The 15,139-nt window shown below is 71.1% G+C and carries 17 protein-coding genes and 1 pseudogene; 6 read left to right on the top strand and 12 right to left on the bottom strand.

Translation table 11 applies throughout. From position 1 onward, the window contains the following. From G3I40_RS25970 to G3I40_RS25985, 4 genes are all read right to left on the bottom strand, one after another. The coding region (locus G3I40_RS25970; protein ID WP_164304549.1) for a helix-turn-helix domain-containing protein at positions 1–243 on the bottom strand (243 nt) is incomplete at its 3' end. A gap of 120 nt (positions 244–363) precedes the next feature. Beyond that, positions 364–834, bottom strand: coding sequence for a nuclear transport factor 2 family protein (locus tag G3I40_RS25975; protein ID WP_164304551.1), 471 nt, complete (start codon positions 832–834; stop codon positions 364–366). 119 nt (positions 835–953) lie between these two features. Next, entirely contained in the window at positions 954–1,553 is a 600-nt protein-coding gene (locus G3I40_RS25980) for a dihydrofolate reductase family protein (RefSeq protein ID WP_164304552.1), read from the bottom strand. Continuing rightward, the gene (locus tag G3I40_RS25985; protein WP_164304553.1) at positions 1,550–2,401 is read right to left on the bottom strand and encodes a metalloregulator ArsR/SmtB family transcription factor; all 852 of its coding nucleotides are present in this window, start codon (positions 2,399–2,401) and stop codon (positions 1,550–1,552) included. Before G3I40_RS25985 ends, G3I40_RS25980 begins: the two co-directional genes overlap by 4 nt. Before the next feature lie 230 nt (positions 2,402–2,631). Between G3I40_RS25985 and G3I40_RS25990 the strand changes: the two genes are divergently transcribed. Further along, positions 2,632–3,261 (top strand): peptidoglycan DD-metalloendopeptidase family protein, encoded by a 630-nt coding sequence (locus G3I40_RS25990; RefSeq protein WP_164304554.1) that lies wholly within the window; start codon positions 2,632–2,634, stop codon positions 3,259–3,261. 39 nt (positions 3,262–3,300) lie between these two features. Here the strand turns inward: G3I40_RS25990 and G3I40_RS25995 are convergent, their stop codons facing one another. The 3 genes from G3I40_RS25995 to G3I40_RS26005 all read right to left on the bottom strand — a co-directional run bounded on the left by G3I40_RS25995 (position 3,301) and on the right by G3I40_RS26005 (position 5,571). Next, positions 3,301–4,128, bottom strand: a complete 828-nt coding sequence (locus G3I40_RS25995; RefSeq protein WP_164304555.1) for an aldo/keto reductase — start codon at positions 4,126–4,128, stop codon at positions 3,301–3,303. A 103-nt stretch (positions 4,129–4,231) separates the two neighbouring features. Continuing rightward, entirely contained in the window at positions 4,232–4,984 is a 753-nt protein-coding gene (locus tag G3I40_RS26000) for a SigB/SigF/SigG family RNA polymerase sigma factor (RefSeq protein ID WP_239091943.1), read from the bottom strand. 221 nt (positions 4,985–5,205) lie between these two features. Continuing rightward, the gene (locus G3I40_RS26005) at positions 5,206–5,571 is read right to left on the bottom strand and encodes an STAS domain-containing protein (RefSeq protein WP_343245022.1); all 366 of its coding nucleotides are present in this window, start codon (positions 5,569–5,571) and stop codon (positions 5,206–5,208) included. A 194-nt stretch (positions 5,572–5,765) separates the two neighbouring features. Here G3I40_RS26005 and G3I40_RS47970 point away from each other — a divergent pair, with 194 nt between their 5' ends. From G3I40_RS47970 to G3I40_RS26015, 3 genes and pseudogenes are all read left to right on the top strand, one after another. Continuing rightward, a complete protein-coding gene (locus tag G3I40_RS47970; RefSeq protein ID WP_275410222.1) occupies positions 5,766–5,894 on the top strand; it encodes a hypothetical protein in 129 nt (42 codons plus the stop codon). A gap of 109 nt (positions 5,895–6,003) precedes the next feature. Next, a complete protein-coding gene (locus tag G3I40_RS26010) occupies positions 6,004–7,098 on the top strand; it encodes a glutamate--cysteine ligase (RefSeq protein WP_164304558.1) in 1,095 nt (364 codons plus the stop codon). A 55-nt stretch (positions 7,099–7,153) separates the two neighbouring features. Next, positions 7,154–7,341: pseudogene (locus G3I40_RS26015) on the top strand (glutamate synthase-related protein); the annotation flags it as partial. 85 nt (positions 7,342–7,426) lie between these two features. Here the strand turns inward: G3I40_RS26015 and G3I40_RS26020 are convergent. The 5 genes from G3I40_RS26020 to G3I40_RS26040 form a co-directional block, all read right to left on the bottom strand. Beyond that, positions 7,427–8,938 (bottom strand): MFS transporter, encoded by a 1,512-nt coding sequence (locus tag G3I40_RS26020; protein WP_164304559.1) that lies wholly within the window; start codon positions 8,936–8,938, stop codon positions 7,427–7,429. 73 nt (positions 8,939–9,011) lie between these two features. Then, positions 9,012–10,535, bottom strand: a complete 1,524-nt coding sequence (locus G3I40_RS26025; protein WP_164304560.1) for a catalase — start codon at positions 10,533–10,535, stop codon at positions 9,012–9,014. Between the two features lie 133 nt (positions 10,536–10,668). Beyond that, entirely contained in the window at positions 10,669–11,268 is a 600-nt protein-coding gene (locus G3I40_RS26030) for a chemotaxis protein CheB (protein WP_343245023.1), read from the bottom strand. Between the two features lie 51 nt (positions 11,269–11,319). Then, positions 11,320–12,456, bottom strand: coding sequence for an LCP family protein (locus G3I40_RS26035; protein ID WP_164304562.1), 1,137 nt, complete (start codon positions 12,454–12,456; stop codon positions 11,320–11,322). 28 nt (positions 12,457–12,484) lie between these two features. Continuing rightward, entirely contained in the window at positions 12,485–13,009 is a 525-nt protein-coding gene (locus G3I40_RS26040) for a transglycosylase SLT domain-containing protein (protein ID WP_164304564.1), read from the bottom strand. Between the two features lie 383 nt (positions 13,010–13,392). Between G3I40_RS26040 and G3I40_RS26045 the strand changes: the two genes are divergently transcribed. Both G3I40_RS26045 and G3I40_RS26050 read left to right on the top strand, forming a co-directional pair. Then, a complete protein-coding gene (locus G3I40_RS26045; protein ID WP_164304565.1) occupies positions 13,393–14,583 on the top strand; it encodes a PP2C family protein-serine/threonine phosphatase in 1,191 nt (396 codons plus the stop codon). A gap of 66 nt (positions 14,584–14,649) precedes the next feature. Further along, positions 14,650–15,139 (top strand): triphosphoribosyl-dephospho-CoA synthase (locus G3I40_RS26050; protein ID WP_203644804.1); only part of this gene is annotated, 490 nt, incomplete at its 3' end.

The raw sequence follows: 15,139 nt of genomic DNA on the forward strand, positions 1-15,139 counted from the left end.
GATCGCGGCCACGCGCGCGACCGCGGGCCGCCCGGCGCGCTGCGTCAGCGCCAGCACCAACGTGCCCTTGTCCCGCGCGTAGTTGTACAGCGTGTTGCGCGCGAGTCCGGCCCGGGTCGCGATGTGGCCCATGTTGATCGAGTCGTAGTCGCGCTCACGCAGCAGCTGGCGCATCGCCTCGGCGAGGTCGGCCCACACCATCTCGTGGTGCTCCTCGATGCTGGCGCCCCGGATCCGCGGCATCCACCCCTCCCCTCACTTGCCGGAAATCACTGGCCCTGGAACTCACCGGACCCGCCGAACCGTCGAGCCGTCGATCCCTCGAGCCGTCGAACCGTCGAACCGTCGAACTGCGGAACGTGCCTAGCGGGAAGCCAAGCCGGCGCTCGAAAGATGCGCGTTCTCCTGATGCGTCGCCGTGAGCTTGACACGGTCGAGGCGCCAGCCGTCCGGCGTGCGGACCGCCTCGTTGTCGTAGAAGCCGACCACCAGCCAGCGATCGGGTCCGCCGGCGGCGAGCTCCTCGGGGCACCAGTGTTCGGCACGGACGTGCGCATGGATCGTCGCCCTGTCGCCCTCGACCTCGATGACATGGCCGGTGATGGTGTGGTGAGTCGCCACGTACGGCGCGAAGGCGGCGCGGAGGGTCTCCACGTAATCGCTGAGCGGCACGGTCATCGGCGGGATGTCGGCGACCGACCCGAAGTCGAGCGTCACCGGGTCGGTGAAGACGAGGCCGGGCAGCTCGGTGAACTCCTTGAGGTCCGCGATGTCGGCGTACCGACCGTGCAGCTCGACCAGCTCGGATCGGTCACTGAGCGTTTGCGTGTCCATGAGGGTGCCTCTCTTTATGCGACGACCTGTCGTAAAGATTACGACGATCTGTCGTAAACGCAAGTCGTCGCAGCTCCGCCGTGCGGCACCCGGGCGCACTCCGTACGCGAACTCGCCGGTCAGCGGACCCGGTCGTAGACGAGGGCCAGCGTGCCGTGTTCGCCCGCGGTCTCGCTGACGAGCATCCACTGCCCGGCCGGCAGGCCGTCGTCGAAGAGACGCGGGCCGCCGCCGAGGAAGACCGGGAAGACGTTGAGCGCGAGGCGGTCGACCTGGTCGGCCGCAAGGAGCGCCTTGATGACACTCGCGCTGGACAGGACGAGGATGTCGCCGCCCTCGGCGGACTTGAGGTCGGCCACCGCTTCGACCGTCGGCTTGTCGACGAGGGTCGTGCGCTCCCACGGCGCCTTGTCGAGGGTGGAGGACAGGACGACCTTCTCGCTGTCCACGAGCCACTTGGCGAACCCCTCGTCACGCGGGTCGGCTCCTTCCATGCCGATGACGCTGGGCCAAAAGCCCAGGAAGCCCTCTGCGTTGACCCGGCCGAGCAGGGCGGTCGTCGCCGACTGCCACAGGCCGGCCAGATGATCCCGGGCGACGTCGGTGACGGCGTACGGCATCACCCAGCCCATGTCCAGCGGGTCCGGGCCTGCGTAGCGGCCGTCGAGGGACAGGCTCATGTTCGTGACGACCCTGCGGCCGCCGCTCTGCTCGCTCATGTCGCACTCCTTGTGTCGATGTCGGTGTGGTGCGGGTCCGCGGCGAGGGCCGCCACGAGTTTGTCGAGACTCCGGCCGAAGCCGATCTCGATGCCGGCGATGAAGTCCGCCGAGTCGATGGTGCTGTCGCTGATCCGGTAGTGGACGTCGAGTTCCGTGCCGGTGTCGGCGGGCCGGAACTCGAAGGCGACATGAGAGGTGAACGCGGGGCCACCGTCGGGAAGCTGCGGTGAGAGCCGATACCCGAGACGCTCGCCCGGCAGCGCCTCCTCGACAGTGCCCTCCGCACGGCCGACGACCCGGTCGGAGCCGTCACGGTCGTCCGCGTCGCGGTACTCCTGGACGATCCGCCCTCCCGGCCGCGCCTCGAAGACGAGCTCGGAGAGGCGCAGGTCGTCCGGCGTCCACCACTGGGCGAGCAGGGAAGCCTGCGTCAGATGGGCCCAGAGCGCCTCCGGGCCTCCAGCGAGCACGCGCCGGAAATGGAACGAGCGGCCGTCGGCCCATCCCTGCTCCTGAGCGGCGAGCCGCTCCGTCTCGACGCTCCGTCCGTAGTGCTCGAACGTCGCCGACGCGCCGTCGGCCTGCTCCGCCGAGTCGGCGAGCCGGCCGAGCGCTTCCGCCAGCTCCCGCAGGGGGCCCGGCCGCAGCGCATAGACGCGACGCTGGCCCGTACGCCGGGACGTCACGGCGCCGGCGCGCTCCAGGGTCTGCAGGTGCTTGGTCGTCTGAGGCTGGCGGGCCTCGGCGAGCTGGGCCAGCACACCGACCGAGCGGGGCCGCTCGGACAGCAGATTCACGAGCCGCCAGCGGGCCGGGTCGGCCAGCGCGGTGAGGAGTGCGTCCATGAGACGAGTATTCCCCCCAACGAATATTCGTGTCAAGGAATATGAGGATGCCATCTGTAGCGAGGGCGAGGGGCTGCGGTACCCGCGCCCTCGGGTGGCCGTACAAACGGGTGGCGAACCGCAGGAGGGCCCCCCGGACGGGTCCCCTGCGGGTGCGTGACCGCGTCGGCGCTGGTGTCGTAGCGCCCATGGTGGATCCGATACGTGACCTGCATCTGCAACATTCGGGTATGACACGGCGCGCGGCGCTGGGTGTCACGACCGCGCTGTTCGGGAGCGCGGTGACGCTGGGGGCCGGTCCGCCGCGAGGGTCCGGTGCGCAGGACGAGGAGGTCGCCCAGGAGGCGCACCCGGCCTGCGGCATCCGCTACGACGCCGAGTTCGAGCAGGCGCTCGAGGCGGCGGACGCCGAGATCCCCGAGGAGCCGGCCGGCCTCGAACGGGCCGCACCGTCCCTGTGCGCCCTGCCGCTGCGCCGCGGCTACCGGGTGACGGCGCGGTACCGGGTGCGCGGGGACTGGCTCGCCGGGTACCACACCGGCATCGACCTGGCCGTCCCGCGCGGCACACCGGTCTACGCGGTGCGTGCGGGCGTGGTGGTGCTCGCACAGCGCTCCGGCGACTACGGCAACGCCGTGACGATCCGGATGCCCGACGGCTGCTATGCCGTGTACGGCCACCTCCAGCGGATCCGCACGCGCAAGGGCGCCCGCATCTCGACGGGCATGCGCCTGGGCGACAGCGGGTCCACGGGCCGCGCGACGGGGCCGCACCTGCATCTGGAGATCCGGAACCGGCGTCCGTACGGCGCCGACGTGGATCCGGTGCGCTACCTCGCCAAGAGAGGCGTGCGCCTGTGACCTTCGCAGCCGTCGGACACCGGTTCCGGGTCCGCGCCGTCAGCCGTTGAAGGTGTCCGGGTCGGGCCCGGTCCGCTCGTCGCGGTTCAGCGCGCTGATCTCGCCGATGTCACCGGTGCTGAGTTCGAAGTCGAAGAGATCGAGGTTCTCCTCGATGCGCTGCGGGGTCTTCGACTTCGGGAACACGATGTCGCCGCGCTGGATGTGCCAGCGCAGTGTCACCTGTGCCGGGGTCTTGCCGACGCGCGTCGCGATGCGGTGGATCGTCGGGTCGTCCAGCACCTTGCCCTGCGCGATGGGGGACCATGCCTCGGTGGCGATGTCGTGCTCGGCGCCGAAGGCCCTCGCCGTGTCCTGCGTGAGGTAGGGGTGCACCTCGATCTGGTTGACCGCGGGCACCACCTCGCTGTTCTCCAGCAGCCGGCGCAGGTGGTGCGGCTGGAAGTTGGAGACGCCGATGGCCTTGGCCCGGCCGGACCGGTAGATCTCCTCCAGCGCCTTCCAGGTCTCCACGAAGTCGCCCTTGCCCGGCAGCGGCCAGTGGATCAGGAAGAGGTCCAGGTGGTCCAGGCCGAGTGCGTCCATCGTGCCGTCGAACGCCTTGAGCGCGTCGTCGTGGGCATGGGCGCCGTTGTTGAGCTTGCTGGTCACGAAGATGTCGGACCGGTCGAGACCCGAGTCCCTGACGGCCTGACCGACCTCCTTCTCGTTCCCGTACATCTGCGCCGTGTCGATGTGCCGGTAGCCGGCCTCCAGCGCGGTCAGCGTCACCTGCCGGGTCTCCTCCGCAGGGATCTGGAAGGTGCCGAAGCCGAGCTGGGGGATCTGCACGGCGTTGTTCAGGGTGAGGGCGGGGACTGTGGTCATGATGGTTCCTCTTTTGTCGCTTGTGGTGCTGTTCGCGGGGATGGGGACGGTTCGTGGGTTCCCCACGGGGGCATCTCGCACACCGTCCGTGCGGGGAAAGGGATCACTTGGTGGGCATCACGCCCTTGCGGAGCTTGTCGAGGATCCGGCTGACCAGCCGCGATACGTGCACCTGCGAGCAGCCCAACACGTCGCCGATCTCCTGCTGGGTGCGTTCCTCGACGAACCGCAGGTGCAGGACGAGGCGTTCGCGTTCCTCCAGTCCGGCTATCAGCGGCGCGAGGGACTCGAAGTGCTCGATCAGGTCGAACCGGGGGTCGTCGAAGCCGATGAACTGGGCGAGCGGCGTGCCGCTCTCCTCGTCGCCGTTCATCACCGCGTGGTCGAGCGAGACCGCGTTGTAGCCGTTGGAGGCCCGCTGTGCCTGCACGACCTCCGCGGGCTCCAACTGCATGAGCTCGGCCAGCTCGCGCGTCGAGGGCGAGCGGCCCAGCCGGGTACGGAGGTCCTCGGTCGCCTTCGACAGTTCCAGACGGGCCTGCTGCAGCCGCCGGGGTACGTGCACGGCCCAGGTCGTGTCACGGAAGAACCGCTTGATCTCCCCCGTGATCCACGGAATGGCGAAAGACGTGAACTCGACCTCACGGCTGAGGTCGAACCGGTCGATCGCCTTGATCAGCCCGATCGTGCCGACCTGGACGATGTCCTCCATTTCCTGCGGGTCCCGATGCCGGAACCGCGAGGCCGCGTAGTGCACCAGCGACAGGTTCATCTCGATCAGGCCGGCGCGCACGTACTGGAACTCGCGCGTGCCCTCCTCCAGCCGGTCGAGGCGGTCGAACAGGCTCTTCGACATCTGCCGCACGTCTCTCGGCGCACCCGACGACCGACGCGGCTGCGCACCCAGCCGGCCCGTGCGCCCCGCGACCTGCGCGCGACCCTGTTCCCTCATCCGCGTCGCCTCAGTGAGCATGGCTCCGATCTCCCAGCCCGTAGGTGATGGCTTGCCGGGACCTTTCTGCCCGTCCCACCTGCGCCGATGCGGGACCAAAGTCCTCGGATCGGCAGTCCTGGGCGTCACTCGGCCAGCGCCTCGTCGACCGTGGCGCTGCAGCGCAGGACGGTCGCCATCCCGAGGAGGCGAAGAGTGCGCAGCGGACTTCCCTGCGGACCCGCCAGGCGCAGCCAGCCACCGGCCTCACTGAATCGCGCGTATGCGGTGAGGAAGGTGTTGAGCCCGCTCGAGTCCATGAAGGTCACCCCGCTGAGATCCACCACGACGCGCGGCACGGCTTCGTCGCCCGCCGCGGACAACGCCAGCCGCAGCGGGCCGGCCGTGTCGTGGTCGATCTCCCCGCGCACCGTGATGACGGTGACGCCGCTCCTGCACGTCTGCGTGACGCGGAGCCATCCCTGCTCGTCGTTCGTGCTGATGTCCGGCACCTCTCCCCCTGCGGCTGGTCCTTGGTTGTGGGCTCTGCTGGTCTGCCCCGTGCGCTACCCCGCGGATACAGGACCAAGGTCACCCGCAGCGCCACCATTGGTCCCGATCCACCGCGAGGGGTTGTGTAGGCCCGCACGGTGTGGGCACGCGGTCGGGACATCGCCCCCGTGACGACATGCGAGAAGGAGCAGCCATGCGGCTGACGGACCCGGCTGTACTGACGGACGTCGCCCGGTACGACGTGCTCCGTGCCCGGCTCGCCGCCGCCCGCAACCAGCGGCCCGGCGCACGTCCCGAGGACGATTCCCGCTTGTCCGACTGACCGGCCCGGCGAGTCGCCGGCCACCGCTCACAGGTGCTGGACTGTGAAAACTGTTCGCGCGTCGGCACCAGGCCGACTGCGCACTGGGTATCTCGGAGGAACGTGACGCATGCGCAGTGTCGGGGTGGAAGAGGAACTGCTGCTCGTCGACCGTGAGAGCGGCGAGCCACGCGCCATGTCGCACGCGGTCATGGCCGTCGCCGCCCGGGGCGCGGACGAGGACGACGTCTTCGAGGCAGAACTGCACCGCGAACAGCTGGAGTTCGCCACTCGTCCGCACGAGAAGATGGTGGATCTGGCACAGGACATCGCCTCGTGGCGCAGGACCGCCGCCGACCACGCGGAGCGGCTGGGCGGCGCGGCCGCCGCGCTCGCCACGTCCCCGCTGCCGGTGAACCCCACCGTCGGTTCGGGAACGCGCCATCAGTGGCTGGCGGAGGAATTCGGCCTCACCACGCAGGAGCAGCTCACCTGCGGCTGCCACGTCCACGTGTTCGTCGAGTCGGACGAGGAGGGCGTCGGCGTACTCAACCGGATCCGCCCCTGGTTGCCCGTGCTCGTGGCGCTGAGCGCCAACTCGCCGTTCTGGCAGGGCAAGGACTCCGGGTACAGCAGCTATCGCAACCGGGTGTGGGGGCGGTGGCCGTCGGCGGGGCCGGTGGAACTCTTCGACGACGCCGCCGCCTACCACCGGCAGGTGGAGGGCATGGTCGAAACGGGCGTCCTGCGGGACAAGGGGATGGTCTACTTCGACGCCCGCCTGTCGGCCGCCCACCCGACCGTCGAGGTCCGCGTCGCCGACGTGTGCCTCGAGCCGTCCACCACCGTCCTGCTGGCCATGCTGGTACGCGGCCTGGTCGAGACGGCGGCGCGCGCCTGGCGGGCCGGCGAGCCCCCGGCCGAGCACCCCGTGGCACTGCTGCGCCTCGCCACCTGGCGCGCGAGCCGCTCGGGCCTCGACGACCAGCTGGTCAGCCCCGAGCTGATGCGCCCCGTACCGGCCCGGTCCGCCGTGGACTCGCTGCTGGCACATGTGCGGCCCGCGCTGGAGGACGCCGGCGACTTCGAGGAGGCCTCCGCGCTGGCCTCCCGCTTGCTGCGCGACGGCAACGGCACGCGCCTGCAGCGCGAGGCCTTCCGGCGCACCGGCAGCCTGCGGGACGTGGTCGCGGAGTGTGTGCGCAGGACTCACAGCGGCGTGTGAGGCGCGCCCGTCGTCGGCATGTGCGCGCGTGCGTGCCGACGACGGACGGCAGAGAGGCGCATGGGCCGGTACCGGAGCGGCTCCGCTGGACTTCGCCGACCCCCTCAGCCTGCCGCTGGCCGAGGGGCTGGTCACCGTACACCACGCGCTGATGGGAGCGGGGCTGCGCGAGCGGATACGCGTCGGGGCGGGAAGGCCGCCCAGGGCTCGGACGTCGTCAAGCGTCTGATCATGGGCGCGGATCCCCGGTGAACTGCTCGTCTCCCCGCCCGCCCAGGCCCGGGAAGCGCGCCGACCCGGACCGGTTCGCCGTCCAGGGCCTGGTGGGTCAGCCCTGCCGGGAGTGCATCGGGTCGTTCTCCAGTTCCTGCGGGCACGGGCGGTGGGCCCGGCGGGCGAGCCGGTCACGGCGCCAGTCGAAGGTGGCGAGCGCCAGCGACGCCGCCATGCCGATCAGTGCGGTCCCCAGCGCGACGACCAGAGCGCCGCGATAGTCCGTGCCCCCGCCGAGCACCACGTAGAACAGGCCGGGCAGGGCCGCCGTCCCCACCGCCGCACCGAGCCGCTGGCCCGTCTGCAGCGCGCCGCCCGCCGCGCCCGCCATCCGCACGGGCACGTCGCGCAGCGTCATGGTGATGTTCGGCGAGACCACGAACCCGCTGCCCACCCCACCGACGAAGAGAACCGGCGCGGCCACCCAGGGCGCGATGTCCAGCGGGGCGAAGCGCAGCAGCAGGGCGGTGCCGCCGAGGCCGACGATCACGCCGGTCAGGCCGCACACGGTGAGCAGCCGGCCGAACCGGTCCACGAGCCGGCCCGCGATCACCGCGGCGCTCGCGGAGCCCAGGGCGAAGGGGGTCACGGCGAGACCCGAGCGCAGCGGCGAGTAACCGAGGCCGTGCTGGTAGAACAGGGCGAACACCAGCCACACGCCGCTGAAGCCGATGAAGTAGAGGGTGCCCACGCCGGCGCCGACCGCGTAGCCGCGCACGGTGGTGAACAGCCGCGGATCGAGCAGCGGTTGAACGCCGCGGGCCACCAGCCGACGCTGCCACAGCGCGAAGGCGACGAGCACCACGGCCCCGGTCGGGAACATCCACCACCACCGGCTGAGGCCCCCCGAGTCCGCCTGCACCAAGGGGTACATCAGCACGAGGACGCCGAGGCCCAGGAGCACGACTCCGAGGACGTCGACGTGGCCGCGGCCGGTGCGCCGGACGCGAGGCAGCAGGCGACGGCCGAGCAGGACGGCCACGACGCCGATGGGCACGTTCACGTAGAAGAGCCAGCGCCAGCCGTCCGGGCCGGAGGCCAGGCCGAGGATCGCGCCGCCGGTGAGCGGGCCGACGGCCGAGGAGACGCCGACGGTCGCACCGAACAGGCCGAAGGCACGGCCGCGTTCGGCGCCGCGGAACAGCTGCTGGATGAGCGCCGAGTTCTGCGGGGCCATGAATCCGGCGGCGAGTCCCTGGGCGAGCCGCGCCACCACCAGCAGCGTGACGTTCGGGGCGGCCCCGCAGGCGGCGCTGCAGAGCACGAAGCCGCCCAGCGCCAGGAGGAAGATGCGGCGCCGGTCCAGGGCGTCGCCGAGCCGGCCGGCGGTGACCAGCGCGAGAGCGAAGGCGAGGGCGTAGCCGGAGACCACCCATTGCACCTGCGCCGGTGAGGCGTCGAGGTCACGCTGGATCGTGGGCAGTGCCACCGCCACGATCGTCACGTCGAGCAGGCTCATGAACCCGGCCACCAGGGTGACCCACAGGGCCCGCCACCGCCGCGGGTCGGGCGTGTACCCGTCGTCCTGTCCCGCGGGGTCCTCGCCGGCCGAAGGCGCCGTCGTCATGCCGGGCTCCTTTCGGGACGGACATGCCGCCGCCGCGCCCCGTGGTGGCGGAGCGCGGCGGTGGCCCGTTCGGTCAGGCCTTGTCCTGCATGCTCGTGCGGGCCGGGTTGGACTGCTCGTCCGCCTTCGGGTCCTTCTCGGCCGCCTTGGCGCGCACCCCCTGCTCGATGCGCTCGCCGATCGACTTGTCGATGTTCGACCAGTAGGCGAAGGCACGGACGAGGACGGGCTCGCTCACGTCGTTGAGGAGGTGACCGACGACGTTGTCCACGAGGCGGTCGCGCGCCGCGTCGTCGAGGACCTCACGGACCATGGTCCCGGCCTGGCCCCAGTCGTCGTCCTCGGCGTGGTCGACGTAGGCGGCGCGGGTGATGTCGCCGTCCGCGTACCAGCTGGGCGGGTTCCCGTACCGCTCGGAGTCGGCCGCGGGGCCGCCCTTGGAGTTCGGCGCGTAGACCGGGTCCGTGGTCTTGCGGTAGGCCATCGCGCCGTCCTTGGAGTACGTGTGGACGGGCGCGACCGGCGCGTTGACCGGGAGCTGCTGGTAGTTGGCGCCGATGCGGTAGCGGTGCGCGTCGGCGTACGAGAAGAGCCGGCCGAGCAGCATCCGGTCGGGGCTCGGACCGATGCCGGGGACGAAGTTGTTCGGCTGGAACGCGGCCTGCTCGATCTCGGCGTGGTTGTCGGTGGGGTTGCGGTCCAGGGTCATCCGGCCGACCTCGGTCAGCGGGTAGTCGGCGTGCGGCCAGACCTTGGTGAGGTCGAACGGGTTGAACCGGTAGGTCGCCGCGTCCTCGTACGGCATGATCTGCACGTGCAGCGTCCAGCTCGGGAACTCGCCGTCGCGGATGTGCTCGTAGAGGTCACGCGTGTGGTAGTCCGTGTCGGCCGCGCACATCTGGTCACCCTCGTCCTGGGTGAAGAACTCGATGCCCTGGTCGGTCTTGAAGTGGTACTTCACCCAGAAGCGCTCGCCCTGGGCGTTGATCCACATGTAGGTGTGGGACGTGTAGCCGTTCATGTGGCGCCAGGTCCGCGGGATGCCGCGGTCCCCCATCAGCCAGGTCACCTGGTGGGCGGACTCCGGCGAGAGCGTCCAGAAGTCCCACTGCATGTCGTGGTCGCGCAGGTTGTTGTCGGCGCGGCGCTTCTGGGAGCGGATGAAGTGCTGGAACTTCATCGGGTCCTTGACGAAGAACACCGGGGTGTTGTTGCCGACCATGTCGTAGTTGCCTTCGCTGGTGTAGAACTTCACCGCGAAGCCGCGCGGGTCGCGCCAGGTGTCCGGGCTGCCGCGCTCCCCGGCCACGGTCGAGAACCGTGTGACGAGCTCCGTACGGGTGCCCGGCTGGAAGACGGCGGCCTTGGTGTAGGCGCTGACGTCCCCGGTCACCTCGAAGTGGCCGAAGGCGCCGCTGCCCTTCGCGTGCGGCTGGCGCTCGGGGATGCGTTCCCGGTTGAACTGCGCCATCTGCTCGATCAGGTACGAGTCCTGGAGCAGGATGGGTCCGCCCGCGCCGACGGTGAGCGAATGCTCGTCGCTCTCCGCGGGGGCGCCGGAGTCGGTGGTAGTGGCAGGAGAGGTGCCCTCGGTCATTGGCTCTGCCCTTTCGTCGTGGCGTGCGGCCTTTCGCATGTCCGAGTAGATCGGTTGACCCCCTTCGCCCGCGGCAAACACATCCTTAGCAGGCGCCGCCTGATCGCAGGCGTCGGCGGCGAGGGCGGCGGCGTCAGTATCGGGCCACGATCCGCTCGATCGCCGGTGCGATGTGCTCCAGCGGCAGCACGGAATCGACCAGCCCCGTATCGATCGCCGCCTGTGGCATGCCCCGGAACCTCGCGGTGTCCGGATCCTGTACGAGGACGACGCCGCCGTGGCGCTTCACAGCGGTCACGCCCTGCGCGCCGTCGCCGTCGGCTCCGGTCAGCACACAGGCGATGGTGTCCGGGCCGAACGCCTCCGCCGCCGACTCGAACAGCGGGTCGGCGGCCGGACGGACCCGGTGCACCCGCTGTTCCGCGGTCAGGGCCAGCTGCCTTCCCGCCGCCCGCACGCACAGGTGCCGATCGGGCGGGGCGATGTGGACCACTCCGGGGCGCGGGCGTTCCCCGTCCTGGGCCAGCTTCACCTCGAGGGAGGTCGCCCGGGACAGCACGGGGACGATCTGGGTCTCCCGGCCGCGGCGCAGGTGCTGCGCCACCAGCACGGTCACCGGCAGCTCCGGGTCCAGGCCGCCGAGCAGCGTGCGCAGTCCCTGGACACCCCCGGCCGAGGCGGCCACCACCAGCGCGCAGTAGCCACCGGACCCGTTCCCCGTGCTGTGCCTCACCCTTCGAGATTAATACGCCGCCGAGGGGGTGCACCCGCGCGCGCTGTCCCGTCAGCTCCCGGACACCACGGGGCTGTCGGTCCGGTCCCCCACCGAGTCGTGGGTCGCGGACTCCGGGATGGGCTGGTCGCCGCGCAGTGCCTGCCACACGCGGTGCGACGCCTTCTGCAGGGGCAGGACGCGGCCCGCGTCCTGCGCGTCGTAGGTGACCGGCATCGTCACCATGGTCGTGCGGTCGGGGCTGATGCCCTTGAGCTCCTTGCCCAGCCCGACCAGCTTGTTCGCGGAGGCCAGTTCGGAGTCCGCGCTGATGCTCTTGGTCGCGGTGTCCGCGAGGGCGTAGGACTTGGCCGGGCTGCCCAGCGGGTCGACCGTGTCGGCGCGGTGGATCAGGGCCTTGATGAACGCCTGCTGGAGCTGGATGCGGCCCAGGTCACTGCCGTCGCCGACGCCGTGCCGGGTCCGGACGAGCGCCAGCGCGTCCTTGCCGTCGAGCCGGTGCTTGCCCGAGTCGAGGGAGAGTCCGCTGTTGTGGTCGTCGATCGCCTTGCGGGTGGTGATGTCCACGCCGCCGAGTTCGTCGATGAGCTTCTGGAACCCCTTGAAGTCGACTTCGAGGTAGTGGTCCATGCGGACGCCCGACATCTGCTCGACCGTCTTCACGGTGCAGGAGGGCCCGCCCAGCGCGTACGACGAGTTGAACATGGCCTGCTTCGCCGCCGGGACGGTGCCGCCGTGCGGCTTGTCGCAGCTGGGGCGGTTGACCATCGTGTCGCGCGGGATGCTGACGACCGACGCCTTCTTGTGGGTCTTGTCGACGTGCAGGACCATCGCCGTGTCGGCCCGGGCGCCGACGACGCCGCTGCCGTACTGGCCGTGGGTGCCGGCCCGCGAGTCGGAGCCGAGCAGGAGGATGTTCATCGCTCCGTTGTGCTGCTCGCCGGGGCGGTCGTCGCCGAGTGCGGCGTTGACGTCCGTCCCCTTGATGTTGCCGTTCAGGTGCTGCCAGGCGTAGGCCACGCCTCCGCCGCCGACCAGGGCCACGCCGAGGGTGCCCCATGCGATCCAGCGCAGGGCGCTCTTGCGCCTGCGGTGCCGGGAGCGGCGTACGCGCGCGGGCCCGTAGGCGGGCACCGCGGACGCGTCCGCCGGGTCTGCCTGGTGCTCGTTCCCGCTCTCGTGCGGCATGTACTGCCCTTCTTCGGTGACCGGCTGCTCAGTAGGCGGAGTCGACGTTGTCGATGGAGCCGTAGCGGTCGGCGGCGTAGTTGGCGGCCGCGGTGATGTTGGCGACCGGGTCGGTCAGGCTCTGCGAGGTGCCCGCGACGTGGTACGTGGCGAACGTCGGCTGGATCACCTGGAGCAGGCCCTTGGACGGGGTGCCGTTCTGCGCGTTGATGTCCGTGTTGTTCTGGGCGTTCGGGTTGCCGGAGGACTCGCGCATGATGTTGCGGTACAGCCCGTCGTACGAGCCGGGGATGCCCTTGGCCTTCATGATGTCGAGCGACTGGCGGATCCAGCCGTCGAGGTTGTTCGCGTAGGACTTGCCGGCCGCGGCGGACTTCACCGACGCGGCGGCCTGCGCGGTCGCGGCGCTCTTGGCGGCGGGCTCAGCGGCCTGCGCCGACGAGGGGACCAGCGTCAGGGCCATGGCGGCGGCGCCCGTCGTGGCGATGCCCAGGGCGGAGATCCGACGGAAGCGGGCAGTGCGGGCGGTGCGGGGCTGGGTGGCGATGGCCATGGTGGCTGACTCTCCAATGAAATACGGCATGACGTGAGCGAGGCGAGCCGGTGTCGGGGGGAACCCGGCCGGCCCGCGGCTCGGTCATCAGAGGTAGCGGCGCGAAGCGGTCGGACGCAAAGGTGTGACGTACTACCCGAGAGCGAGGAAGTCGGACATCAAGGCCCTCTCGGAGCGTTCCGGGCGGGGCACACGCCGGACCGCGCGACTCGGCGGGACTACTACCGCCGATAGCAAGTGGTGTGGCTCATATGGGTGGGCTCACGGTCCGGGCGGCCGGAGTGTGGCCCGGGCCACGGCCGCCGGGCGGGCCGCACGCGGGCGTGTGAGACTGCTGGGGCCCACCCTGCGTGACGCGGCGACCGACAGGGAGTGATGACGAGGTGCCGGATCCTGAAGGTGCGGACGGTGCACTCGGGGAGTTCCTGGCCGCCCCGGAGAACGCGCCGCTGGATCTGGCCACCGCTGTGGCCCGCTGTTCCCAGGCCCTGGGCCTGCGCAACTCGGTCGTCTACCTGGCGGACCTGCAGCAACGCCGGCTGACGCCGCTGACCGGGGCGGCATCGCCGCTGCTCGTCGACGACTCGCTCGCGGGCTGGACGTACCGCACCCAGTCCCTGCGGGTCGAGTCCGGGGACGACGCGATGACGGCCTGGCTCCCGCTGGTGGACGGCGCCGAGCGCCTGGGCGTACTGGCCGTGCGCTCCCAGGTGCTCGATCCGCTCACCCTGCGACGCGGCCGGACACTGGCCTCCTTGTGCGCGATGATGATCACCTCGAAGCGGGCCTACAAGGACTCCTTCGTGCGCCGCACCCGCACGGAGAAGATGCAACTGCCCGCCGAGCTGCTGCGCGCGTATCTGCCGCCGCGCACGATCGGCACCACGCACGCGGTCTCGACAGGCGTCCTGGAGCCGGCCTACAGGATCGGCGGCGACGCCTTCGACCACGCGCTGACCGAGGACACCCTCCACGCCTCGATCCTCGACGCCATGGGGCACAACCTGGCCTCGGGCCTGACCACGTCGGTGTCGCTCGCGGCCTGCCGCAACATGCGGCGCACCGGCGCCGACCTGCCCGACCTCGTGGAGTGCGTCGACTCGGCGCTGACCGAATGGCTGCCCGACCAGTTCTGCACCGGGGTCCTCACGCAGCTGGACCTGGCCTCCGGCCTGCTGCGGTGGATCAACTGCGGTCATCCCGCGCCCCTGCTCATCCGCAGGGAACTCCTCGTCGACGGCGCCATGGACCGCGAGCCCGATCCGCCGATGGGGTTGCCCTCCGTCTTCTCGACGAAGCCCCGCCAGGTGCACGAGCTGGCCCTGGAGCCGGGCGACCGGGTCCTGCTGTACACGGACGGGGTGACGGAGGCGCGGACCCTGGACGGCAGCGAACTCGGCCTGGAGCGGTTCGCCGACTACATCATCCGGGCCACGGCCGCGGGCGAACTGGCGCCGGAGACGCTGCGTCTGCTCATCCACTCCATCGTCGACGCGGAGGACAACCGGCTGCGCGACGACGCGACGATCCTCATGTTCGAGTGGCGACCCACCCCTCAAGGACCTTCGTCCTGATTGCCCGGTTTTCGTCCGGGAACGATGGCAGCCACGCGCACCTGCCGTCGTCAGAAGTGAGAGGCCATGCTCGCCGGCGTCCCCCGTCCCCCGTACACCCCGGCCCGCCGCCGCGCGGCCCCGGCTCTCCGTCCGGCTCCGCTCGACGCCCTGAGCGGGGACGAGCTGGCGCGCGCGGCGACGTCCGCGCTCACCGCGGAGATCGTCCTGACGCCCAAACCCGGCCTGCCCGACTGCCGGGGCGCCGCCGCCCGGCAGAGCTCCTTCCACTCCTTCGTCGACACCGGCGCCCTGCTGCACGAGGCCTTCCGCGAGTGCGCCGCCGCGGCCACCGACATCAACCGTCTCGCCCGCGCCTGCCGCACCGCCCGGGCCGAGATCCCGCACAGCGGCTGCGGGGCGGGACTGGACGCCGCCGCCCGCGTGCTGTGCCTGCTGACCGCGGCCTGCGGGTTCGGCGCCGCGAACACCGCGGACGCGTGCCGCGTCGCCGTGGACCTGGGCCGGGCGATCGACGACCGGGACGCCCGTGGACGCTCCTGCCGGGCCTGGTCAC

Origin of the sequence: Streptomyces sp. SID14478 (assembly GCF_010548525.1) — a bacterium.
Classification (GTDB): Bacteria; Actinomycetota; Actinomycetes; order Streptomycetales; family Streptomycetaceae; genus Streptomyces.

Coding starts and splice junctions, on each gene's coding strand:
- G3I40_RS25975 (WP_164304551.1), bottom strand. CDS start 834: ATGGACACGCAAACGCTCAGTGACCGATCCGAGCTGGTCGAGCTGCAC.
- G3I40_RS25980 (WP_164304552.1), bottom strand. CDS start 1,553: ATGAGCGAGCAGAGCGGCGGCCGCAGGGTCGTCACGAACATGAGCCTG.
- G3I40_RS25985 (WP_164304553.1), bottom strand. CDS start 2,401: ATGGACGCACTCCTCACCGCGCTGGCCGACCCGGCCCGCTGGCGGCTC.
- G3I40_RS25990 (WP_164304554.1), top strand. CDS start 2,632: ATGACACGGCGCGCGGCGCTGGGTGTCACGACCGCGCTGTTCGGGAGC.
- G3I40_RS25995 (WP_164304555.1), bottom strand. CDS start 4,128: ATGACCACAGTCCCCGCCCTCACCCTGAACAACGCCGTGCAGATCCCC.
- G3I40_RS26000 (WP_239091943.1), bottom strand. CDS start 4,984: ATGTCGAAGAGCCTGTTCGACCGCCTCGACCGGCTGGAGGAGGGCACG.
- G3I40_RS47970 (WP_275410222.1), top strand. CDS start 5,766: ATGCGGCTGACGGACCCGGCTGTACTGACGGACGTCGCCCGGTACGAC.
- G3I40_RS26010 (WP_164304558.1), top strand. CDS start 6,004: ATGCGCAGTGTCGGGGTGGAAGAGGAACTGCTGCTCGTCGACCGTGAG.
- G3I40_RS26020 (WP_164304559.1), bottom strand. CDS start 8,938: ATGACGACGGCGCCTTCGGCCGGCGAGGACCCCGCGGGACAGGACGAC.
- G3I40_RS26025 (WP_164304560.1), bottom strand. CDS start 10,535: ATGACCGAGGGCACCTCTCCTGCCACTACCACCGACTCCGGCGCCCCC.
- G3I40_RS26035 (WP_164304562.1), bottom strand. CDS start 12,456: ATGCCGCACGAGAGCGGGAACGAGCACCAGGCAGACCCGGCGGACGCG.
- G3I40_RS26040 (WP_164304564.1), bottom strand. CDS start 13,009: ATGGCCATCGCCACCCAGCCCCGCACCGCCCGCACTGCCCGCTTCCGT.